We start from the raw sequence: 23652 nt of genomic DNA on the forward strand, positions 1-23652 counted from the left end.
TACTAATTAGTGAACACTAAAATGGCAGATCATCCGGCGCCGTATCCAGATTGGTTGTTTCAACGGATGGCGCGGAATAATTCCCGGAAGCCTGAGCAGGAGAATCGCCTGAGTGGCTATCCTGTTTCGGTCCGACCAGATTCATAACATCTGCCAATATTTCTGTTGTATAACGCTTATTTCCGTCCTTGTCATCCCAGGCACGGGTACGCAATCTTCCTTCTATATATAATAGCGTTCCTTTACGGACATAATCTTCCGCAACCTTAGCCAATCCCCGCCACATAACGATATTGTGCCATTCGGTATGTTCCGAACGATTCCCATCCTTTGTCCAGAATTCACTGGTAGCCAACGGGAAACGAGCCACGGTTAAATTGTTATCCATATGTCTTACTTCAGGGTCCTTTCCGGCACGTCCTAATAAAATCACTTTGTTTACCATAATACATCAATTTTAGTTTAAACTACATAAATTAAAAGTCATAGCGAAAGTATTGGAAATCGATATTCCACATACTAAATACAAAGATAAACAAAATAGATGATATTTAAAAATTCCGGTCAAAAAATATAACATAAAAAACAAAATCCATATTAATTCTTATATGTCAACCATTTCCACAATTCCCTGTAGGTTAATTTCTTTCCATATATCAGTATCCCTGTTCGGTAAATCTTAGCTGAAAGCCATATGGCGCCAATGAAAGTGATAACAAGTAATACCATAGACAAGGCCAGCTCCCCATATGGAACTCCGAAAGGTATACGGGCCATCATCACAATGGGAGATGTAAAAGGAATAATGGAAAACCAAAAGGCCAATGCACCGTCCGGATTTTTCATGGCATTGATCATGACCAGAAGAGCAATGATCAATGGAACAGTGACAGGCAACATGAATTGCTGTGTATCAGCATCTGTATCTACTAAAGAACCAATTGCTGCAAAGAGAGAGCCGTACAGCAGGTATCCACCCATGAAAAAAAACAAGAAACTACCGATTAGCACACCAAAATTGATGGACCGGAACATAGAAATGACCCCTTGTGCCTTTTCGGTAAGTTCAGCCGGAAGCTGGCCGGTTGCCATCTGCATGTTTCCCGCTTGTTGTAATGCTTCTTTAGTAAGATCGGAAATAAATATGCTTTGTACCACGACCACCAGAATACCGGTAAAAACGATCCATGCAACAAACTGTGTCAATCCGACCAAAGCCACTCCCACAACTTTACCCATCATCAGCTGGAACGGCTTTACCGATGATACGATCACTTCAATGATACGATTGGTCTTTTCTTCAATCACACCACGCATCACCTGAGCTCCGAACATAAATACGAACAAATAAATCAGAAAAGAGGCGATATATGCAACAGCCATATTTAAACCGCCATGACTTTCTTTCTCAGCAGATCCTCCTTCAGATAAACGAAAAGTCCGGATACTAATATGGGTCTTGATGGATTTAAGTATATTTTCCAGATTATCAATATGATGTGCCTTCAGCTTTTCCACCTCTATTTCTTTTTCTATCGCATTTGAGATATGCATGGTAAGGCTGGAAGGGGGTTGTTTGTATGAAAAGAATTCAACACCTGAAGGGGTATAAGCGATATAAGACGGAATGTACAGGATGCCAAAAAATTCCGTTCTTGAAAGATTTTTTTTGAAATCTTCCAGTTTTACATCAGCAGCATATGTGAACTGGTATTTTTCGGTATCGGGTATCTTTTGAACGAACAGTTGTGAACTGTCAATCACCGCTATTTGTTTGATATCTTCGTCTTCCATGGTAGCAAACCACATAGGGGTCAGCATCAGGGCGGCAAAAAGTACCGGACCCAGTAAAGTCATTACAATAAAACTTGTTTTGCGGACACGGGTCAGGTATTCCCGGCGTATGATAATGGATATTTTACTCATATCTGTATGTTTAAATCATCTTGGAAAATCATGGGGTCGAAATAGCACTTTCTTTCACCTTCCGTATAAATATATCGTTCATACTTGGCAGTAATTCGTTGAATGACACTATTTTCACATGAGGCATAAGCATTGAAAGCAATTCGTTACCCGTAGCGGATGAAATGTATATCTTCATTTTTTTATGGGATGGGTTAATTTCCTGATCAATGATCTGACAACGATTTGACAACAATACATTTTCCAGTACTTTTTCATCTCCTTCGAAACCGATTTCGTATTCTCCCGATTTATACTCCTGCCTTATTTCGGAAACACTTCCCTGAAGGATACATCTGGATTTATTGATCAATGATATATGATCACACATTTCTTCTACAGATGCCATATTATGGGTGGATAAAACAATCGTGGTACCTTTATCCTTAAGTTGAAGTATCTCTTTTTTCAACAGGTCTGCATTGATCGGATCGAAACCACTGAACGGCTCATCCAGGATCAATAATACAGGATCGTGTAAGATAGTAGTAATGAATTGTACCTTTTGCTGCATTCCTTTAGATAATTCTTCGATCTTCCGGTTCCACCAACTTTGTATTTCAAACCTCTGAAACCAATAATCGATCTTCTCATGAGCCTCTGCCTTGGTTAAGCCTTTCAAGCGGGCCAGATAAAGCACCTGTTCCCCGACTTTCATCTTCCGGTACAACCCTCTTTCTTCCGGCAAATACCCAATCCGGGCCACATCATCACGATGTAATTTCCGCCCCATAAACAATAGCTCACCATTGTCCGGAGCTGTGATCTGATTAATGATGCGGATAAATGTTGTTTTTCCGGCACCGTTAGGCCCCAGCAAGCCATAAATGCTTCCCTGGGGAATATCAATGGTGATATGGTCAAGCACTTTCGTGTTACCATATTGTTTTTCTATTCCGCGGGCGGACAATATACTTTCGTTCACTTATATTTAATATTAAAAAACAGATAAACCATCTGCCGGTTAAACGTACAAAGGTAAATCATTTTTACATTGATGTAAAATAACGTTCGTCAAGTGACACTTTTCAAGAGATATCCTTTGCCATCCAACATTAACAGGCTGATCATTAATACTGATTTTTTCAGGAATATAAAAGTGATTTTACTACTTTTGCAAAAAAAGATGTCAATTAAAATCAATATCACAATATGATCACTTTTATTACAGCTGTAATTTTACTTGTTGCCGGATATTTCTTTTACGGCAAATTGATTGAACGTATTTTCGGGGTACAACCCGACCGGAAAACACCAGCCTATACTCATACGGATGGAGTAGATTATGTTCCCATGGGATGGGGGAAAATTTTCCTGATCCAGTTCCTGAACATTGCCGGCCTGGGACCTATCTTTGGTGCTATCATGGGTGCGGTATATGGTCCGGCCGCTTTTCTGTGGATTGTTTTTGGAACTATTTTTGGTGGTGCGGTACATGACTATTTCTCAGGCATGTTATCTATCCGCAACCAGGGAATGAGTCTTCCCGAATGGGTTGGCAAATATATGGGGACAGGATTCAAGCAATTTATGAGGATATTTACCATCCTTTTAATGATACTGGTCGGAACGGTATTTGTCGCCGGTCCATCCCAGTTGCTGGCTAATATGACTCCGGAATATATGGGCTTCACAGTATGGTGTGTGATCATTTTTATCTATTATATCCTGGCTACTCTTTTACCAATCGACAAAATCATCGGAAAAATTTATCCCATATTCGGATTTGCCATGTTATTCATGGCTTTGGGCATTGGAGGCGCCCTTATATGGAATGGCGCACCGATACCGGAAGTCACACTATCCAATTTGCATAATATGCATCCTCAACCGGATAAATACCCGTTATTTCCTATGCTTTTCATATCCATCGCATGTGGAGCTATTTCCGGCTTCCATGCTACCCAATCTCCGCTAATGGCACGATGCCTGAAAAATGAGCGACAAGGAAGAAAGGTCTTTTACGGCGCCATGGTAGCAGAAGGAATCGTTGCCCTGATATGGGCCGCGGCTGCTATGAGCTTTTTCGGTTCCGTAGGCGGATTACAGGAGTTCCTGCAGGCCAACGACAATAATGCTGCTGTAGTGGTGGATCAGATAGCTCATTCCTGGCTGGGTAAATTCGGCGGACTACTAGCCATTATCGGAGTTATTGCTGCTCCTATCACTTCAGGAGATACGGCATTCCGATCCGCTCGCCTGATTGTTTCCGACTTCATCAGCTACAGTCAGAAATCGATCCGGAATCGTATTATTATTGCTATTCCATTATTTGTTGTTGCATTGGTTCTTTTACAGGTAAATTTCGACGTTATCTGGCGCTATTTCGCCTGGTCGAACCAGACCCTTGCAGCTGCGACCCTCTGGGCTATTACTATTTACCTGGCACAAAAGAACAAGTTTTACTGGATCACGTTGCTTCCGGCTTTATTCATGACAATGGTCATATCTACCTATATAGTTGTGGCTCCTGAAGGATTCAGCCTATCAGCCAACATCGGATATCCGGTAGGAGCGGTATGTACGATCGCAACCGGGGCAATGTTCATTTGGTGGATGAAAAGCAGGATGAAAAAGACTAAAGTAGAAGATTTGTAATGTTTTTTTTATCTCTTTCGAATCTTTCACTTAAGATGAATATCTTCAGGTATTACAATTCGATCCTGTAAATTCTGTTTTTTCGTCTGTATAATTGTTTACATTTGCGTCCTGAATATACACTCAAATTAAAAATACATGAAACAATCAGATATGAATGGAATTTTAAAGATCAAACCGCAATCGGAATGTATGTATGATTGCATCTCTCTGGGAGAAGTAATGTTACGCCTTGACCCGGGAGACGGTCGTGTACGTACAGCCCGCCAGTTCCAGGCATGGGAAGGCGGAGGCGAATATAATGTTTCCCGCGGACTAAAAAAATGTTTCAGGCTGAATACAGCTATTATAACATCTTTTGCTGATAATGAAGTCGGACATCTGGTAGAAGATTTCATCATGCAAGGGGGTGTAGATACCCGTTTCATCAAATGGGTCCAGGATGACGGAGTTGGTCGTACCGTACGAAACGGCATTAATTTTACAGAACGCGGATTCGGCATCCGTGGTGCCAAAGGAGTTTCTGACAGAGGAAATACGGCTGCTTCCCAATTAAAAAAGGGAGATATTGACTGGGATTACATTTTTGGAAAATGTGGAGTCCGTTGGTTTCATACAGGGGGAATCTTTGCCGCACTCTCCGAAACAACGCCTGATGTGGTGATTGAGGCGACAAAAATGGCAAAGAAATACGGCACGATTGTCTCATACGATCTTAACTATAGGCCGTCTTTATGGAAATCTATCGGCGGAAAGGCAAAGGCGCAGGAAGTAAACAGGGAAATTGCAAAATATGTGGATGTGATGATCGGTAATGAAGAAGATTTTACTGCCTGTCTTGGATTTGAAATCGAAGGTACCGATGAAAAACTGACAAAATTGAATATTTCCGGATACCGTAAAATGATTGAAACTGCAGTGAATGCTTATCCCAATTTCAAAGTGATTGCCACAACACTCCGTACGGTTAAATCAGCCACCATCAATTCATGGGGAGCTATTTGCTGGGCCGGAGGAAATTTCTTTGAAGCGACTCATCGCGAAGATATTGAGATATTTGATCGCGTGGGAGGTGGCGACAGCTTCGCATCGGGTCTGGCTTATGGTTTTCTCACATATAATGATCCGCAGAAAGCAGTGGAATATGGAGCCGCTCACGGGGCCCTGGCTATGACCACTCCCGGCGATACCTCGATGGCTACGCTCGAAGAGGTGGAAAAGTTAGTGAAAGGTGGAGGTGCGCGGGTAGATCGTTAAAACCTTCCTAAGAGTAGGAATTTAAAAAAGGAGATAAAAATCCATAGGTATGGATTTTTATCTCCTTTTTAGTTAATCATTTTTTCGTTTTCTTACAAAATAACCGGTAATACTACCTAAAATAAGTAAAGCCATAGCAATAGAACTTGCCAGAGCGATTTTTTCACCGATCGCGTAACTTGCCGGTTCAAACTTAAATTCGATCCGGTGGTTTCCTTCCGGAACCTTCATGGCACGTAACACATAATTAGCACGTACATGGGGCGTTAATTGCCCATCAATATATGCATTCCATCCTTTCCCGTAATATATTTCAGAAAAAACAGCCAGCTGGGGTAATTGCGATTGGTATTCATATATCAAATGATTCGGCTGATAACCTGTCATTTGAATCGTCGCTGTTGTATCGGGAGCTATGGCTGCCGTATTTTCGAAGGAATGTTCAAAACGCTTATCAATAATTGCTTCCTGCCATGGGTCAAATCCGGATAATGCAGCGATCTCTTCATCGGCATTCTCTACCCACCTGATATTATTTACAGTCCATGCATTGCCCATTGCCTTGGGGTTGACTAATGCCGGTTGTTCGCGGTGATAAATAATATACTTAGTATTCAGCATATTGAGGGATGGGCATTTTCCAAACACATCATCAAAATCACTTTCGGTTTCGACTGACCGGAATCCGGAGACAACAGAACCGATCTCCCTACTAAGTTGATGTTCTATCAAATCCTGATAGCGCTTCATCTTGGCACCATGGTATCCGCCTATTGACTTATGGAAATAAGAGGTGGTAGCATCACTGAACACATCTACCGTAAGATTCAGCACCCTGTAATCAAGGCTCTTATCCTGAAGGATAGACAAATCGGCAGGAGATGCTTTCACCGGTACCGCTACGTCTTTGGCCGCAACAAAGCGGTCATTGTTCAGGTAACGTTTATCAACGGACCATAGGTCTGCAATAATCAGGGCAGCAAAAAGAAAACAAGCTATTTTTGTCTTGATCTTTCCGTTCAAAGTAAACCAGAGTACTACGGCCGAGGCAAGTACAAAAAACAAGCTGCGGAGTGAATCCATCCTCAACACATATTCACGGGTATCGGGTAAGGCGGCAATTAACCAGTCCGGGTATCCCATGTCTTTCAAACCAGCATCGCCCGAAGCATTAAAACTGAATAATAATCCCGGAAAAACGACAAAAAATAAAGCAACGCCACCGGTAATGTACAGGCTCTTTTTCAATGCATTTTTCTTTTGATCGACAGATAATTGATTGCCGAATATTTCTTTTAACGCAAGTATTCCCAGTAACGGGACGGTCAGTTCGGCAATAATAAGGATCATTGATACGGTCCTGAATTTATTATATAAAGGAAAGAAATCAATGAATAAATTGGATACGAACATGAAATGTTTGCCCCAGGCCAAGACAATGGAAACGATAGTTGCGGTTACCAGCCACCACTTGATCCGTCCTTTTACCACAAATAAACCGAGAACAAAAAGGAATACCATCACAGCGCCAATATACACAGGCCCGGCGGTACCTCCATCCTGTCCTCCCCAGTATAGCGGCACCTGTTTGGATATCTGATTGGCCTGGGATTTAGGAACATTATTCTCCATCAATGCTTTATAGAATGGTGAATTCTCTCCTACAGGTCCAAATGTCCCCCCCACAAAATTGGGAATAAAAAGGTTCATGGTCTCGGCAATACCATAACTGTAATTGTTCAGGATATAACTTTTATCCAGCCCGGAAGTTTTGTCGCCTTCGGCATCGGTCAATTCGGATGGTCCACGTGTGGAGTATGGTGTATATTCCATAGTGAGCAGCATATTTGTAATGTTGACTCCTATAGATAATGACAACGCCAGAAGCATGGCCGCAGAAGCTTTGATAAAAGCATTGTATTGTTTTTCTTTAACAATCTGTATCAATTCGAAAATCAGGAATATCAGTACGATGATGGCTGTGTAATAGGTGATCTGAAAATGATTCACACGTATCTGCAATGCAAGCCCCAGGCAAGCGACGATAGTACCCAACCATATCTTTTTCCGGTAATAACCCAGATAGATACCTCCAATGATCACAGGCATAAATGCCAAAGCCCACATCTTGGTGTTATGCCCTGCACCAATAATAATCAGGAAATAAGAAGAAAGACCATAAGCGAATGCTCCCGCTATGCTTAACCATGGGTCTACCTTGAAACACAATAGCATGATATAAAAGCCCAAAAATGCCATAAAAAGTACGGAAACAGGAGACGGAAGTTTTAAAGTCAAAATATTGAGAAGATAATTCGCCAGATTGTTCGGGTACTTGACAGATATCTGGTACGCCGGCATACCACCGAAGGCAGCATTGGTCCATAGAGCCTCCTCACCGGTTTCCTGCCTGAAATCCTCAATTTCTTTTGATATTCCTTTATGTTGCTTAGCGTCATATTGGGAAAGCCTTTTTCCGTCAAGAACAGGACTGAAATAAATCAACGAAGCCAATAGGAAAACTACCACCGCTACAATATGTGGCAAGCATTTTTTTAATAAATCCATTTGGTTTGAATTAGTATTTTTGGTAAATTCATTTTATTTCTTCAAAGTCAATATAATCTCCTTCGTCTTTTCCAAAATTCTTTTCAGACTTAGGCTTATAGTTGATGGATACCTCCCCTTCCTTTTTTTTAGCTTTATTGCGGGACATCTCTTCCTGTTGCATCCGCTGGTGCGTATTTTTCTTTATATATCCGTTGAATAAAAAGGGAAAAAGCATACGGGCTACTGCCTTTATCAGGAAGTAAATAAGCAGGATAATTAATACTGTTTTGAGTAAAACCCCCATGTGTATCGATTTTTCGAATGATTACCTAAGGCGGCTTAATGCCTGTACCATGAGTTCGTCTTTCCTGATTCCTCGGTAGGCAAGATAATGTAAGATAATGGATACAACCGGGAAAACAACAGGTAAATGGTAGGTAAACGATCCGATTTGTTGCACTCCCCTCAAAACAAATATTGCTACGCCGATTAACCCGATCAATAATAGTATATTATATATGCATAAACGTATCTGCAGCAGCCGTCGTTTATACATAAAAATTGTAATCAGGTTCAAGGCACAGATAAGTATCCCGAAGACCAGAAGGGAATTTTGCCTGCTGAGATATTGTGTCCCGTCAATTCCTGTCTCATAAAATCCTGTAAGATTAAATACGAAAATATCACCATTGGTACTCAATAGCGTAACAACCGGCACAAAAAACAGGGGAAGCAGGAAACATAATGAAGCAAACAGAAAAATACTTTGAATTCTTTGTATCATATTTTACTTGACCTTTTGATAAATAACATTTCAGTGTCTTTGTAACCAGGAACATAGGATCCGAACAATTATTTATAGAGCCAAGATATTCCTGAAAATTAAAATCGTTGTAAAAATAATACTATATTCGGAAATTTAAAATTGCAGAATTGCATTCCTGTTGCTTAGTAGGTAAACGCCTATATATCATACTCCTCTATTTGTTGGCAACCAATGGTCTATTGGCGCAGCCGGCAGATTCATCTGATTATTCACATCAGTTAATACGTTCGGCCGGAGTGGGCCTGCCAAGACTGAATTATCCGTTTCTTTCACCACTGGTATATTCCGGAGTTTCTTTAGGAGTCCATACCAACAGGTTCCGGGAAAGAACACATGCCTTAACACAGTTCCATACCCAATTCGAAATTGGAATCCTATATAACAAAGCCACGGACGCATACATTACTTCACTTACTTTTCGGGGACAAAATTCCTGGCATTGGTATCTGACAGACAAAAGAAAACCGCTCAGATTATTGTTAGGCGGATCGGTGGACACAGGGGTGGATGTTTACCTGAAAGAAGACAATACCAATAATCCGGTGGCTTACTTTTTTAATTTATCGATTAGCCCGAGTCTGGCCGGTAAATACCGGTTCAAAATAAAAAATACCGGATTGGAATTGTCACAACAAATCGATGTTCCTTTGGGATCATTGATTTCCAGTTCCGGATATTCCTCTTCTTTGCCCGGCGGCCTGACAGAAGAAGACGCTTCATTTTTTGAAGCGTTGAAATGGGCTTCGTTGGGTAGTTATAGAAAGATCATGGCCATGACAACAGTGGACATCGTTCCTTCAAAAGAAAGGAGAAAAAAATGGCCGGTTATCCGATTTACCTATATCTTTTCCGGAAGAAATTATGAAAAAAATGCAGTTAAGGTAGAATCGGTCAATCATATCTTCTTTGCAGGAGCTATGTTCCGCTTATTCCGCTAAAGTAGGAAATTCCCGACTTATGTTTTACCTCCGACATAAGATAAACAGCCTGTTGGCGTTGCTTGTTCTGCTTTACCGTGTTGTGGTTTGCTTACAAAATTGTACCTTTGTCTATCAGAAATATTAATAAGACAGATATGGATGTTGTTAAGTTTCCACGTAGGGAAGATTGGAAGAATATAATCACCCGTCCGGAACTGGATTATTCGACGTTGTTCGAAACAGTAAGAGAGGTAATGGATGATGTGCGGAAAAATGGAGATAGTGCTGTATTTAAGTATGGTGAAAAATTCGATCAGGTACAATTGCACCAGCTGGAAGTTTCTCCGGATGAGATGACTCGTGCAGAACAGCTGATTCCGGAAGATTTAAAAGCTGCTATCCGGACTGCACGGAAAAATATTGCCACATTCCACCAGTCACAACAGCTAAAACAACAAAAGATAGAAACATCCCCCGGCGTTACCTGCTGGCAGAAATCCGTAGGGATTGAAAAAGTAGGCTTATATATACCGGGAGGTACGGCTCCTTTATTTTCAACAGTATTGATGCTTGCTGTTCCGGCACGTATTGCCGGTTGCAAAGAGGTCATCCTGTGTACACCTCCGGGAAAAGACGGAAAAGTAAATCCTGCTATTTTATTTTCCGCTAAAGAAGCTGGTGTCGATAAAGTATTTAAAATAGGAGGGATACAAGCGATAGCGGCCATGACTTACGGCACGGAGAGTGTTTCTAAAGTATACAAAATATTCGGCCCCGGTAACCAGTATGTTACAGCTGCAAAACAGCTGGTCTCCTTACGCGATGTATCGATCGACATGCCGGCCGGCCCTTCCGAAGTGGAAGTAATCGCCGACGGCTCTGCCAATCCGGATTTCGTAGCTGCTGACCTATTGTCTCAGGCGGAACATGGGAAGGACAGCCAATCTATATTGGTGACTACTGTTGAAACCCTGGCCAATGAGGTGTTGGCTGAGATAGAAAAACAACTTCCGGAACTATCCCGTAGTGAAATTACCGGGAAAGCATTAAAAAACAGTCGTATCATTGTATTGAAAGATGAAGATGAGGTAATCGACTTTACCAATATGTATGCACCTGAGCATTTGATCATTGAAACCAGCAATTATAAAGATTTGTCCGAACGGATCGTCAATGCCGGTTCTGTATTCCTGGGGCATTACACCCCCGAAAGTGCCGGGGATTATGCTTCGGGTACTAATCATACACTACCCACCAACGGATACGCTAAGATGTACAGTGGAGTAAACCTGGACAGTTTTGTAAAAAAAATCACTTTCCAGGAAATCACTCAAAACGGCATCCGGCATCTTGGCCCAGCCATTGAAGTAATGGCTAAGGCCGAATTGATGCATGCCCACAGCAATGCGGTAACTTTGAGAACCCAATAGTATCCCGGTTTTGTCCGCCAACAATGAACGCCTGATGGACAACGCTTTCTACATACATATTCCTTACTGTAAGCAAGTTTGTTATTATTGTGATTTCCACTTCCGGGTGGCCATGAAAGATAAACAGGCCATGTTGAAGGCCATGCAGGAAGAAATATTCCTCCGGAAGGATTATCTCCGGCTTCACAATGACAGAGATAGTAAAACCATGATCCATACGCTCTATTTCGGCGGTGGAACACCATCTGTACTTACTCCGGAGGACCTATCCCTGTTACTGGATGCTTTCCGGAAATACTACACCTTATCTCCGGATGCGGAAGTGACTATTGAAACCAATCCGGACGACCTGACCCCTGCCTATCTGGAAGGGCTGAGTCAACTAGGGTTCAACAGGCTAAGCATTGGTATACAATCATTTTTTGATGATGACCTGCGTTGGATGAACCGGAGACATAACGCAGATGAAGCTATTCAATCGGTAAATCTGGCCCAAAAAATAGGTTTCGACAACATCAATATCGATTTAATCTATGGTTTGCCGGGCATGGATGCAGAAAAATGGAAAGAAAACCTGACCCGTGCCATTGCACTGGATGTACCTCATCTTTCAGCATATCATCTTACGATAGAATCACGTACGGTATTCGGACGTCGAAAAGATAAAGGAGAATCATTCGGGATCAGTGAAAATGACAGTGTGGCTCAATTTGAAGTTTTACTGGATATGCTGGGAAAAGCAGGGTATGAACACTATGAAATTTCCAATTTTGCCCGTTCCGGGTTCTATTCTCGTCATAATACCGCATACTGGAGACAAATACCCTATATCGGCATTGGTCCTTCGGCTCATTCTTACGATGGTAGATCACGTCAATGGAATATCAATAACAATACCCGCTATATCGATCTTCTACTCGATGGGAAGGGAGAAGTATGGTATGAACGGGAGATACTGTCTCCTGCCGACAAATATAATGACTATGTATTGACAGCTTTACGTACCCGGTGGGGAATCAGGCTGGAATACGTTCGGGAAAATTTTGGATACGATTTTTTGAATTCCTTGCTCAGCCTGGCAGCCAAGTATATTCAAACCGAATTTATCAGGGAAGAAAACAGCACTTACACACTTACAACTAAGGGAAAAATGATTGCAGACCGCATTGCATCCGATTTATTTATTGTTACATAATTCACTGTGAATATGTTCAACCAGAGATTTACGGACTACCCTGATCCCCTATAATAGGGGAACACAGGAAGAATGTGAAAAGAATTTCAGAAAACCGTCACAACAAAATTTTCCTACGTTCCGCCAAAACAATTACAAGAAATCCGAACTTCCTGTTGTTCTTGCGTATAGCCTTTAATGCCTTATTCTTTATTTTTATCAGACTAGCCTCGTAACGTGAAGGGTTCTTCTCTATTTCAGCACTTATATCATTAATTTCCGTCAATAGCTCTTCAATTTTATTCAGTTTGTCCACTAAGTCCATTTTGGTAAGGTTTTAACAGTAATATAACTCGTCTGCTATGTTGATACTTCTAAAACACGAAAAAATATATTCATATATAATTACATCATTCAGGACAGATGCAATCTTCCTTTTCCTATGATTCATCTTAAAATCATCACGTATTATTCAATATCCTCCAATAAATTTTCGATATTACTTTCATTTAATTTTGACGCTATAAATTTTAATATGCCATATTCCGTCAATGTTGAATCATTCCTCCTAAGCCTCAGATATAAAGTCGTTTCAGAGCATTTCATTTTTTCACGCAAACAAATTCTAAGGTCACTATTGTTGCGTATTTTCGAAATTATTTCAGGTTTTAGTCTCATGTCCGTAATTTTAATTTTTCATAATGGAATTTTATGATTATATTTAATATTACAAATTAATATAAAAGTTCATTAAAATACAAATTTTTCATCAAAAAATGAATAAATATTTTCATTTGCTTATTTTAAATATCTAGATATGAACCTAGAAGAGATAAGAGAAATTGCTAAAAAAAAGGATAAAACCATTAAACGGATCGCTCAGGAAATTGGTATGACTGAACAGAATCTGCATAGGTGCATTCGAATTAACAGCATGAAATCAAAACACTTGAATAAAGTCGCAGAATTCCTGGAGGTTCCGATAACTGTTTTTTTGTCTGACAATGTTGACTTAAAAGAAGAAAATACTTCAAAACTCAAAGAACCCAAAACCAAATATGGCGTATGTACTGATTGCGAGCAAAAAGATATGATCATTAAAGCACTTACCGACCGGATCAAAAAGTTGGAAAAGCAATTGGCTTCAAGCAAAAGAAAAAAATAACAGCAATATCTTATTGATAAAGCACGAAAAATAATATTCACAGGTTATCATTGATAATGTTCATATATGATGGATCTATCTATTATCAAAAAAATTTCGGAGAAAAAAGGAATTCCTCTAAAAAGAATTGCTGAAAATATAGGCATGTCCGAACAAAATTTACACAGATGTATTAAAAACAATAACATAAAAGCCGATAGTCTGGGAAAAATTGCAGCGATCCTGAATATTCCCATTCAAGATTTTTTTGATGAAAAACAGGCATACCCGACCAACGATGTACGAAATAATATGTTGGAATCAAAAGCAATTTATGAGTTATTAAATGACAAAGAAAGGATTATCAAACTACAATATGATAAAATCAAAAGCCTGGAAGAGGAATTAAGACGTTATAAACAATAACTTTTTAATTTGAACTATTAACAGCACGATTATTAACATACTCTTTTATGTCGGTAAAGTAGAAAAACACCGGCAATTCGAATATTCACATAAGTTAAATTAATGACTAAAATTATATATATGATAAAAAATTGTGCATTATAAAAAGAAAATCCATTACTTTTGTTCATATTTTAATAACATTTTATCACAAACACTTAAACTAAATTCACATGAAAAAGTTATTTTTTTTAGCATTTATTACAATTGCATTTACCGCGGCTGCACAAGATGACGCCCGTGCACGTATCGGGATAAAAGGTGGTGTCAACTTTTCCAATATCAGTAAAGATAAAGATGGAAATATTGATAAAAGCAATATGCTTCCGTCCTTCCACGTGGGGTTGATAGCTGATGTCCCGTTAGGTGTTCCTATCATTTCGCTACAACCCGGATTGCTATTATCCGGGAAAGGCGCAAAATATGAAATCGGAGACGGTACCATGAAGTTGAAACCATTTTATTTAAATCTGGATGTTAACCTTTTACTAAACATTCCGTTTGGTGATGATTTTAAAGTATTCGCAGGTGTCGGCCCTTATGGTGCACTCGGCCTTTTCGGAAAATTGAAAACCGAAGGAACCATTTTGGGAATAGATGTAAATAAAGATTTTGACATCAAATTTTCGGATAATAAGGATGACATTGACCGTGTAGAAGAATATGCACACATGAAAAGATTTGATGTGGGGGCAAATCTTACAGCCGGAGTTGTCCTTTCGAATATCATGCTAAGCGCTAATTACCAGCTTGGATTTACCAAAATGCGGCAAGGAGTAGCGGATGATAATGATGACAAGGGTAAAAACCGTTCATTGAGTATATCGATAGGGTTTCTCTTCTAACTCTTTTACCTAAAAACAAAATACTATGTTCGTTTATGAAAATAAACATTCATAAACGAACATAATTTTATTGGTATTTTTCAATATCACGAACAGGAATTTTTATTTATTGGTTGCTTCTTTCTTTTTCTAAAAAAGAACAACGGGAGATAAACTAAAATTCCTACCAGTGAAAACAATAATCCACCCATTGTCCCTGCAGCCAGTGCAAACCAGAATGGTTCCCTTGGTTTGCCAATAACAAATGGAATCAGTCCAAGGATAGTGGATAAGATAGTCAATAATACCGGTGTTATCTTACCGTGTAGAGCCTGTAAATACAAGCGCCTTGGCGAACAGGGAGAATGCCTTCGTAGATTATTGTAATCGTTGATAATATAAATAGCTGCATTTACGGTGAGACCACACAATAGTACCATAGCAGCAAAGCCACCCTGATCAAAATTCAACCCGAACAGGTAAAACGTAAGGAATAAGCCTATAAAAGCAAAGGGAACCAGGCTAATTACAGCCAATGGTTGACGTAAGGACTCAAACAGTATGGAACACAATACATACATGACTATTAAGATCAACAAAATGATCCAGTATTGTTTTTTTTCTTTCTTCCACCAGTAGTTTCCTCCTACTGCTTCGGCTTTATACCCCAAAGGTAAAATTTCATTGGCTTCTTTTACTGTCCGTTCATGTAGTTTGCTGGCAAACCTCGATGATCCGATATAATCATAACTGACTGTCAGGGTATATTGCTGGTCTTCCTTACAAATATCCTGCTGTTCATCTTCTTTTACCATTTCGCTCACAGAAGACAGTTTAAAATAATTATCCCCACTTTGCATCAGACTGTGGTGCATGAGCCATTGGTCTATTTGTGGCAATTGTTTTGACCTGATTTTAATCTGCTGGTAACTGTCGTTAATTATTGTACTGGTAGCGGTCTGCTCGTTCCCTGCAGCAATTTGAACGATATTGAAATATTGTGGAAGCGATATTCCGCTCATATACAAACGTTCGACATCCGGACGCAGCACAAATTCACGGTCCAGGTTCTTATAATTCGAATAACGGCTCATCAGGTTTACTTCCTTGATGCGTGGATTTTCCATCAGGCCTTTTCCGATATTTTCGCCATAAATATATAATTCATCATAATTATAGCCATATAGCTGTATCCGATGTTGTCCGGTAGATTCCCGTATCTGGTTAGAAAAATAGTCGCCTACTCCATAAACGGTCCAATCTGCAGCGCCCGAATTAATGCCCCAGGAAACCAGTTCGTTTTTCAGGTGAAAAGGCAGATAGCTGTATTCATGTTCTTCGGTGAAGGTAATGCTGACATTCGCTCTTTGGGGAGAATATATGTTGGCTTGAAATTTATCTATCCCAGAGTATCCGGATAAATATTTTTCCATTTTTTCAATGTTCTGGTTCATTTGCATGATAGTGGATCCGGGAGGCATGGTCGCATAAACATTCAGAGTAGTTCGTTGGCGTTCGGAACTCCAGTTTGATCCTTCAAACACGAATTGGACAAATAACCTCAAAGCTCCTCCCAGGGATTTATCAACGATAGGTTTCGCCTTCTCAACATACCATGAACTGCCCAGTGTTTTATTATAGATCTGTGGCCATTTTCCTTCTCCCTCGAGTTTATTAGGAAGCATAAACACAGGAAGTCCGAATCCAATTATGACAATTACCCATGCAATCCAACTACGACGACGGATACCGGATATCATACGGGTATAGAAACGTGATAATCCGGATAATCTCCTGATACCCTTCATGGATATTTTCTTGACCTTTTCCGTGCTTCCCGATATAGGGCCTATCAATCGAACATAAAGTGCCGGTGTAAGAAACCATGCTCCCGCCAGGGAAACCATCAGGTTAATAATGACAACAATAGCAAAATCAGATAAATTGAGTTTGATGCGTTCATCAAGAAAGAAAACAGATGACAAGGAAATAGCAGTTGTAAGCGTGGCTGCTAATATAGCTACGAATACGCGACGGTTTCCCCTGCTGCGGATATGCTCCACCATTACAATGGTATTGTCAATGATCAATCCCAGCGAAATGGTGATCCCTGCGAGTGAATAAAGATGTATTTCAATATTTAATAGGTAATACATCCCCAGGGCAACACATATATTGACAATAATACTGATTAGTATAATTAGCAAAAAACGTACTTTCCTTGTCACCAGAAGAATAAAAATCAAAAGAATACAGATGGTCGCAATAGTACGGATATATATTTTATCCAGCTCTTTCTTGATATATTCAGTACTATCATCCCTTTTTTGCAACTCATACCCTCCGGGTAATTTTTTCTCCAATTCTGCAATTTTTGCATTTACTTCATTTGCCAGAACGATATGATTAGATAAAGGTGATGCATAAATAACAATATTAATGGTATTTAAACCATTCATCCGGAAATATGATGTAGGTTCTCTCTCTGTATGTTTTATTGTGGCTATGTCTCCGAGGTAAATAACCCGCTCGTTAACAGAGGTAAGCGGAATTTCTTCAAGACGGACTTTATGGGCATTAAGATTCGTAACGGTAAGTTGCACCCATGCTTTGTTTCCCTTAGTATCCATATCCTGAACCATACCCAGTGGTTGTTCGGAGTAGTGTCTTCTGATAGCTGTATTCAATGAAGCTGGAGTTAATCCGATAGCTTTCAGTTGATCGGCGTCATACTCGACCATCCATTCATAGGGAGAAGCGCCGTATACTGAAATAGTGCTGATCCCCTCGATTTGTCCCAAAGCAGGTTTGATCACTTCTTCGGCATATTCCTGTATTCCTGCCGGATTGGCCGGAGCCTGCAAAGAATAAACCAGTAATGATCTTTCCTGTTGGTTATTGGGCCTGTTCAATGAAAGAGAAGGGAAACTGATCCCATCAGGTAATTTCGGATACAGTTGGCGGATAATAGAGGCTGCTTCAAACCGTACCTCATCCATATTTACCGTTTTATCAAACTCAATAGAGATATATCCGCTATTATTACGTGATGTAGATGATATTTTACGGATACCCCGTATCCTGTTCAAACTACCTTCCAGTACAGAAGTAACTTCCTGTTCGATCACACGTCCTGATACATTCGACCATGAATAAGAAACAGTGATGGAAGGTAGTGTTTGGGACGGCTGCCATTTCACATGCAATAACGGCAAAAAAGCCAGCCCCGCTATAGACAGTGTAGCCCAGATCAATAATATGGTAAAGGATCTTTTCAAGTTCAGGTGGTCTGTTTTTTATTTTTTTTCATAGAAACGTACCCAATCAATATACATGGAAACAGGCAAATCACCCGGATCTACCTCTCCCACCCAGGAACCACCCAGTTGCATATCCAGTAACAGGTAATAAGCCCTGTCAAAAGGAAACTGTCCTTCTTTATCGGTTTCTATACGCGGATAAGTCATTGTGTGTTGTTGATTGATCCTGAAAACCAGACTATCAGCATACAACTCTACTGCATATATATTATAATCATCTTTTTCGATGTGAGCTGTGGTTCCATTAGGAGGGTAATTCTGTTTTAAATGATGGGTGTAATGTGAGTGTACTGTCTGGTAAGCGATCGCATCTCCATTTAAACGCTCCATAATGTCTATCTCCCCGCCGTATGGCCACTTTCCGTTTTCTTCATCAAACGGGAGCAGCCAGAAAGCAGGCCATGCCCCCCTGGCGCTTTCTAATCTGGCGCGGATCTCTATCTTCCCCCGGTAAAATGATTTTTTGCCTCTGGTATAGACACCTCCGGTAATATAAGGAGCATGATCATCCGACAGCCCGGGATTAACCATACCTTTGAGAATCAGATTCCCATTTTCCACATCATACAATGAATCATAATCCGACATATAATTCTGCCAATCCGGATTTCCTCTCGGAATTTTACTCCACATTTTCCCATCAATAAAACCTTCCTTATCAAAGTTTTCTTCCCAGACCAGTTTCCAATCATCACTTGGCTCACAGGAAACCAGAAAAAAAAAGAAGAAAAAAAACAGAATATGGCAGTTTATCCTTTTATACATTATCTGGTCAGTAATTACGATTCATCAATGGTTATCTTTTTCTCTTTACTCATATATTGATACATCAATGGTATAAAGAACAGGCTAACGACTGTTCCTACGCCCATTCCGCCGATCAACGCCCATGCAAAAGGCTGTTGAAGCTCCGCCCCCATCCCCTTGCTGAATAACAACGGTACCACAGCTAATATAGTAGTAAGGCTGGTCAATACAATCGCTTTTAACCTCCGTTTTCCGGCTGTATGGATGGCTTCATCAATACTCATTCCTTCCCTCCGCAACCGATTGATCGTATCAATTTTTAAAATGGAATCGTTGATAATGATACCACACATGACAATGATCCCGATGGCCGACATCAGATTTAATGTATGTCCGGTAGCCCAAAGCAACAACAATGCGGCTCCGATATCAATAGGTAATTCCAGCAACAGGATGAACGGCTGTTTGAGTGATTCGAACTGGGCTGCAAGAATGAAATACAGCATTAAGATAGAAACAGCCAACACCATCATTAGCTCTTTCAGCATTTGCTGGTTCTCAAAAATAGATCCGAAAAAACGTACTTCTGCTTCAGGATGTTTACCTATAACCTGTCGTACGGTGGCAATTACTTCCGGAGATTCCTTCGATGAGATATTGAAATTTACAGGTATATATTCACCATCTTTACTAGCTGTAATGGTTTTTAAGTCATATTCACGCCGGAGGTTTACCAACGAACGTACCGGGATATCGGTTCCATTGTTATTTCTTACCTTCAGTTTGTCAATCATATCACTTACTATCTGTGATTCTCCACCGATAACCAAAGGCACAAACTGCTGGTAAGACCTCAGAAGACCTATATCATTCTCATGGCAGGCTGTCTTTAGTTCTTGTAGTAATACGTTGTAATTGACATGATATAACAACATACGTTCATAATCGATCTCTACCTGCAGATGTTCACGGAAGGGTATAGCATGGGCATGGGGAGTACCCATTTCATGATCAATTTCGGTAACCAGTTGGTTGATTTGCGTAGGCGTGAAACTCATATTTTTCCGTTGTGGAGATAAAGCGGCCGTAAGCGGCGCATTTCCACTTTCAAAAATCCGGTCAAATAAAGTATTCGGAGGATAAATCCGGAAAGATGCCAGCGGAAAGTGTTGGGTCATGTACTGACTTAATTCTTTGCCGGCTTGCAACATTTCGTTTTCGGAAGCATAAGCCAGATATATCTCTGCTTCGGAAAATCCCATGTCTGTTCCCTGATTAATCAGGAACTGCTGCTGACCGATAAATCTGTTTTCCTGAATTGTTTTAGTATTAACAGACTGTAAGATGCGTCCGATCCTTAAATTATTTTCATCCGGATGTATCTGCTCATTCCAGTCGATATACATCATACAATCTATTTGCGTTAGCTCAGGCAGACGGGTTATTTCCATTCTTTTGAACACAAAATAAACCGACACACATAATAAAACAGATATTGCAATGATAATCACCGGCCTACGAAATGTAAGACGTATACCCGACTCATAAAACCGGTGCATAACACGAACAGTTATGGGTTCTTTCCGGTCAAGCCCCGAACGGGGTCGATTACGGAAAAATACACCATATAACACAGGGAGTAAAGTAATAGAAACAATGAGGGATGTGCCCAAACCAATAGCTACTCCCATAGCCTGGTCGTAGAATAAAGCCCCGGCAATGCCGCTTAAAAAAATGAGCGGTACAAAAACACAAACGGTGGTAAGTGCAGAACTAATTAAAGGAGTGATTACCTCTGTAGCACCCTGTACACAAGCATCCCGTAAAGGTAAACCACGATAGCGATATTGCCCGATGTTGTCTGTGACTATGATGGAGTTGTCCACCATCATCCCTACTGCCATGATAAGCCCGGATAATGATATGATATTGAATGACATTCCAGCCAGGTAGAAAAAAATAAGGCATAATATTGCCGATACAGGAATGCTGATAGATACCAACAATGGCGAACGCCACTCACTCTGGAACAAGAACAATATAATACATACCAGGAGGATACCCCAGGTAAGGTTCTGTTGTAGATTATCAATGGAAAAATCCAACAATGCCGTCTGGTCCTGTGCAATTTCAAACTGGAGTTGCGGATAATCGGTTTCAAAATGGGCAATCAACGATTTGAGTTTTTCCGTCATATCAGCCATACGGGCTTCTGATTGCTTGATCACAGCCAGGGCGATGGCGGGCTGTCCGTTACTGACAAACATGCCCTGTCTGGGTTGCGCCTGCATCCGGACCCGGGCAATTTCACGCAAAGGTATGATCCGGTCTCCGCTACGAATGGTTACATTACCCACATCTTCCGCATTACGTAATACAGACGTCATCCGTATATTATAACGAAAAGGACCTTCCCTCACCCAAAGGCTGGTACCGGTAATGTTCTGGCTATTCAAAGCATTTTCTATATCGCTGGTAGTCAGTCCCAGACTTTGCATTTTTGTCAGATCCGGCTCGATCATCAGGCGGGGTTCAGTTGTTCCGCTCATATCGGCCATAGCTACCTCCGGGATCTGTTCTATGCGATGACGAATAACTGATGTTACAAAGGTGCTGAGTTCCAGAAATTCACTCTCATTTCCAGGAACGATACCTTTTTGTGTATCTTCCAGATCAGGCCTTAAAGAAACATTCAGGTAAAATACAGGAATATCGGTAGCGCTTGCTTTCAATACCCGCGGACGGTCCATATCACGCGGCAGGGAGTGCATGGCTGCATCAATTTTCTCGTTCACCTCGATAAAAGCATAGTGTGTATCGATCCCATACATGAAGCGAAGGTGTAATACGCCTGTCCCATCCCGTGTTTCACTTCGGATATCGTCCAAGTGGCCAACCTGTAGCAGTTGCCGGCGTAAACCGGCTGTAACGGTATTTTCCAGTTCCCGGGCCGAACTATGCGGATAACTATAATGCACGGTTATTTCTGGTATAGCTACATCAGGCATTAAAGATACGGGAAGAAAAGTATATGAGATCCAGCCAAGAACCAGCAAGGCGATAAAAGTCATTAAAACGGCGATAGGACGGTCGACAAGAAATTTTACCATTTACGGAGATATTAAAATATGAGCCTTTCAGGTATTATTTTTCCGGCTGTAACTCTAATTTTCAATGATTTCAACTTCCACATCATGTGCCAGGTTGAAATTTCCTGTAATGATGACCTGCTCTCCCGGTTCAAGCTCCTTTTCAATGGTATATTCCCGGCTGTTTTCCAGTCCGGTTTCCACATAGCGCCATTGAGAACGGCCTTGGGCATATACAAAAAGTACCTGGCGGTCGGAACGCAATACAACGGCAGATTTCGGCACTACCAGTTTATCCGGAATAGCCTGCTGCACCAGTACCCGTACATTCATTCCCTCATAAAGTTTACCCTGGGTGTTATCTACAATTGCTTTGGCCAGCACCATTCCGTTCTTGTCTACTACGGGGTTCATTCCGTTTAATCGTCCTTTTATCGTCATTCCGGGATATGCCAGCAATTCGATCTGTACTTCATGTGCAGATAAAAGCAATCCTATTTCGCTTTCCAGCACGGGAAACTCCACTTCAAACCGTTTATCTCCAACAATAGTACAGAAAACATCAGTAGACGACAGGTTATGTTCCCTGGCAGAAAGGTTAGTGACTACACCGGCAATGGGACTGCGGAGTACCGCACGTTCAAGAGCGTATTCCGCTTCCGCCAGTGCTACTTTTGAGGATAACAACTGTGAATGTGTATACCCATATTCCATAACACTGGAAGGGACAGATGCCGTATCCTTTAACCGATAACCCTGCTGCAGCAAGTGATCCTCAAGGGTAACCTCCGATCTTCTGACTGTTTCCCGGGAAGTAATTACCCTATTACGCAGATTAAAATCTTCTATCCGGGCAATTTCCTGTCCTGCTTCCACTTGTTCTCCATTACTGACCGATATGGATTTGATCAGTTCAGATGTACGGAAACGAAGATCTACCTTATTCAATGCCGCCAAACGACCATTACTTTGCAGTTCACGCAGGAAAACGCCACGCTCTGCTGTAATGACAGAAACCTGAGGTAATTCCTGTATGCGTTGTTGTACGGGATCATCCGCTTTTTCTGATGTCTTTGTGTTGTTCTTATTTCCACAGGAGAAAAATCCCAAAGCAAAAAAGATATAAAGCAGTAAAGTATATTTCTTCATCATAAACAGGATAAATTATAGATTTCCAAAAGTAATATTTTATATTTAAAAACATAGTTTTTGACATTCTTTTTTATTTTTCAATAAACAAAAATATCAGGGATCGGACTAATAACCAACATAAACAGCAGACACTACAAATCACACATACAACTTATTACCAATAACTTAACCTTATTTCGAAAAAATAAATG

At 40.6% G+C, this 23652-nt stretch carries 19 protein-coding genes; 8 read left to right on the forward strand and 11 right to left on the reverse strand.

Going from position 1 to position 23652, the window contains the following annotated elements:
• Nucleotides 1–16: 16 nt before the first annotated feature.
• From ssb to LBQ60_04855, 3 genes are all read right to left on the reverse strand, one after another.
• Nucleotides 17–445: a single-stranded DNA-binding protein gene (gene ssb, locus LBQ60_04845; protein MDR2037232.1), complete on the reverse strand. Its 429-nt coding sequence runs from the start codon at nucleotides 443–445 to the stop codon at nucleotides 17–19.
• A 152-nt stretch (nucleotides 446–597) separates the two neighbouring features.
• Complete coding sequence (locus tag LBQ60_04850; protein MDR2037233.1) at nucleotides 598–1926, reverse strand: ABC transporter permease; 1329 nt, start codon at nucleotides 1924–1926, stop codon at nucleotides 598–600.
• A gap of 28 nt (nucleotides 1927–1954) precedes the next feature.
• On the reverse strand, nucleotides 1955–2890 hold the full coding sequence (locus tag LBQ60_04855) for an ATP-binding cassette domain-containing protein (GenBank protein ID MDR2037234.1): 936 nt from the start codon (nucleotides 2888–2890) through the stop codon (nucleotides 1955–1957).
• Nucleotides 2891–3117: 227 nt separating this feature from the next.
• Between LBQ60_04855 and LBQ60_04860 the strand changes: the two genes are divergently transcribed.
• Both LBQ60_04860 and LBQ60_04865 read left to right on the forward strand, forming a co-directional pair.
• Nucleotides 3118–4563: a carbon starvation protein A gene (locus LBQ60_04860; protein ID MDR2037235.1), complete on the forward strand. Its 1446-nt coding sequence runs from the start codon at nucleotides 3118–3120 to the stop codon at nucleotides 4561–4563.
• Nucleotides 4564–4716: 153 nt separating this feature from the next.
• A complete protein-coding gene (locus tag LBQ60_04865; protein ID MDR2037236.1) occupies nucleotides 4717–5820 on the forward strand; it encodes a sugar kinase in 1104 nt (367 codons plus the stop codon).
• 72 nt (nucleotides 5821–5892) lie between these two features.
• Here LBQ60_04865 and LBQ60_04870 read toward each other — a convergent pair whose 3' ends face one another.
• The 3 genes from LBQ60_04870 to LBQ60_04880 are packed head-to-tail and all read right to left on the reverse strand — an operon-like array spanning nucleotide 5893 to nucleotide 9154.
• Nucleotides 5893–8388: a YfhO family protein gene (locus LBQ60_04870; protein MDR2037237.1), complete on the reverse strand. Its 2496-nt coding sequence runs from the start codon at nucleotides 8386–8388 to the stop codon at nucleotides 5893–5895.
• Nucleotides 8389–8416: 28 nt separating this feature from the next.
• On the reverse strand, nucleotides 8417–8674 hold the full coding sequence (locus LBQ60_04875; protein MDR2037238.1) for a DUF4834 family protein: 258 nt from the start codon (nucleotides 8672–8674) through the stop codon (nucleotides 8417–8419).
• A gap of 21 nt (nucleotides 8675–8695) precedes the next feature.
• Nucleotides 8696–9154 carry a DUF4293 domain-containing protein gene (locus tag LBQ60_04880; GenBank protein MDR2037239.1) on the reverse strand — a complete coding sequence of 153 codons (459 nt, stop codon included), beginning with the start codon at nucleotides 9152–9154 and terminating at the stop codon, nucleotides 8696–8698.
• A 200-nt stretch (nucleotides 9155–9354) separates the two neighbouring features.
• On the opposite strand from LBQ60_04880, the gene LBQ60_04885 reads away from it, so the two are divergent.
• The 3 genes from LBQ60_04885 (at nucleotide 9355) to hemW (ending at nucleotide 12741) form a co-directional block, all read left to right on the forward strand.
• Nucleotides 9355–10134 (forward strand): hypothetical protein, encoded by a 780-nt coding sequence (locus tag LBQ60_04885; GenBank protein ID MDR2037240.1) that lies wholly within the window; start codon nucleotides 9355–9357, stop codon nucleotides 10132–10134.
• A gap of 137 nt (nucleotides 10135–10271) precedes the next feature.
• Entirely contained in the window at nucleotides 10272–11546 is a 1275-nt protein-coding gene (gene hisD / locus LBQ60_04890) for a histidinol dehydrogenase (protein MDR2037241.1), read from the forward strand.
• Nucleotides 11547–11580: 34 nt separating this feature from the next.
• Nucleotides 11581–12741, forward strand: a complete 1161-nt coding sequence (gene hemW / locus LBQ60_04895) for a radical SAM family heme chaperone HemW (protein ID MDR2037242.1) — start codon at nucleotides 11581–11583, stop codon at nucleotides 12739–12741.
• Between the two features lie 97 nt (nucleotides 12742–12838).
• On the opposite strand, the gene LBQ60_04900 is transcribed toward hemW, so the two are convergent.
• Complete coding sequence (locus LBQ60_04900; protein ID MDR2037243.1) at nucleotides 12839–13045, reverse strand: hypothetical protein; 207 nt, start codon at nucleotides 13043–13045, stop codon at nucleotides 12839–12841.
• A gap of 492 nt (nucleotides 13046–13537) precedes the next feature.
• Here LBQ60_04900 and LBQ60_04905 point away from each other — a divergent pair, with 492 nt between their 5' ends.
• From LBQ60_04905 to LBQ60_04915, 3 genes are all read left to right on the forward strand, one after another.
• Nucleotides 13538–13885: a hypothetical protein gene (locus tag LBQ60_04905; GenBank protein ID MDR2037244.1), complete on the forward strand. Its 348-nt coding sequence runs from the start codon at nucleotides 13538–13540 to the stop codon at nucleotides 13883–13885.
• Nucleotides 13886–13951: 66 nt separating this feature from the next.
• The gene (locus LBQ60_04910) at nucleotides 13952–14290 is read left to right on the forward strand and encodes a helix-turn-helix domain-containing protein (protein ID MDR2037245.1); all 339 of its coding nucleotides are present in this window, start codon (nucleotides 13952–13954) and stop codon (nucleotides 14288–14290) included.
• Between the two features lie 212 nt (nucleotides 14291–14502).
• Nucleotides 14503–15174 (forward strand): PorT family protein, encoded by a 672-nt coding sequence (locus tag LBQ60_04915; protein ID MDR2037246.1) that lies wholly within the window; start codon nucleotides 14503–14505, stop codon nucleotides 15172–15174.
• A gap of 86 nt (nucleotides 15175–15260) precedes the next feature.
• On the opposite strand, the gene LBQ60_04920 is transcribed toward LBQ60_04915, so the two are convergent.
• From LBQ60_04920 to LBQ60_04935, 4 genes are read right to left on the reverse strand one after another with little or no spacing between them, the layout of a single operon-like run.
• Nucleotides 15261–18431 (reverse strand): efflux RND transporter permease subunit, encoded by a 3171-nt coding sequence (locus tag LBQ60_04920; protein MDR2037247.1) that lies wholly within the window; start codon nucleotides 18429–18431, stop codon nucleotides 15261–15263.
• An 18-nt stretch (nucleotides 18432–18449) separates the two neighbouring features.
• Entirely contained in the window at nucleotides 18450–19238 is a 789-nt protein-coding gene (locus tag LBQ60_04925) for a glycoside hydrolase family 16 protein (GenBank protein ID MDR2037248.1), read from the reverse strand.
• A gap of 14 nt (nucleotides 19239–19252) precedes the next feature.
• Nucleotides 19253–22330: an efflux RND transporter permease subunit gene (locus tag LBQ60_04930; protein ID MDR2037249.1), complete on the reverse strand. Its 3078-nt coding sequence runs from the start codon at nucleotides 22328–22330 to the stop codon at nucleotides 19253–19255.
• 54 nt (nucleotides 22331–22384) lie between these two features.
• The gene (locus tag LBQ60_04935) at nucleotides 22385–23461 is read right to left on the reverse strand and encodes an efflux RND transporter periplasmic adaptor subunit (GenBank protein ID MDR2037250.1); all 1077 of its coding nucleotides are present in this window, start codon (nucleotides 23459–23461) and stop codon (nucleotides 22385–22387) included.
• Nucleotides 23462–23652 lie beyond the last annotated feature (191 nt).

The sequence above is a fragment of the Bacteroidales bacterium genome, from assembly GCA_031275285.1.
Taxonomy (GTDB): domain Bacteria; phylum Bacteroidota; class Bacteroidia; order Bacteroidales; family UBA4181; genus JAIRLS01.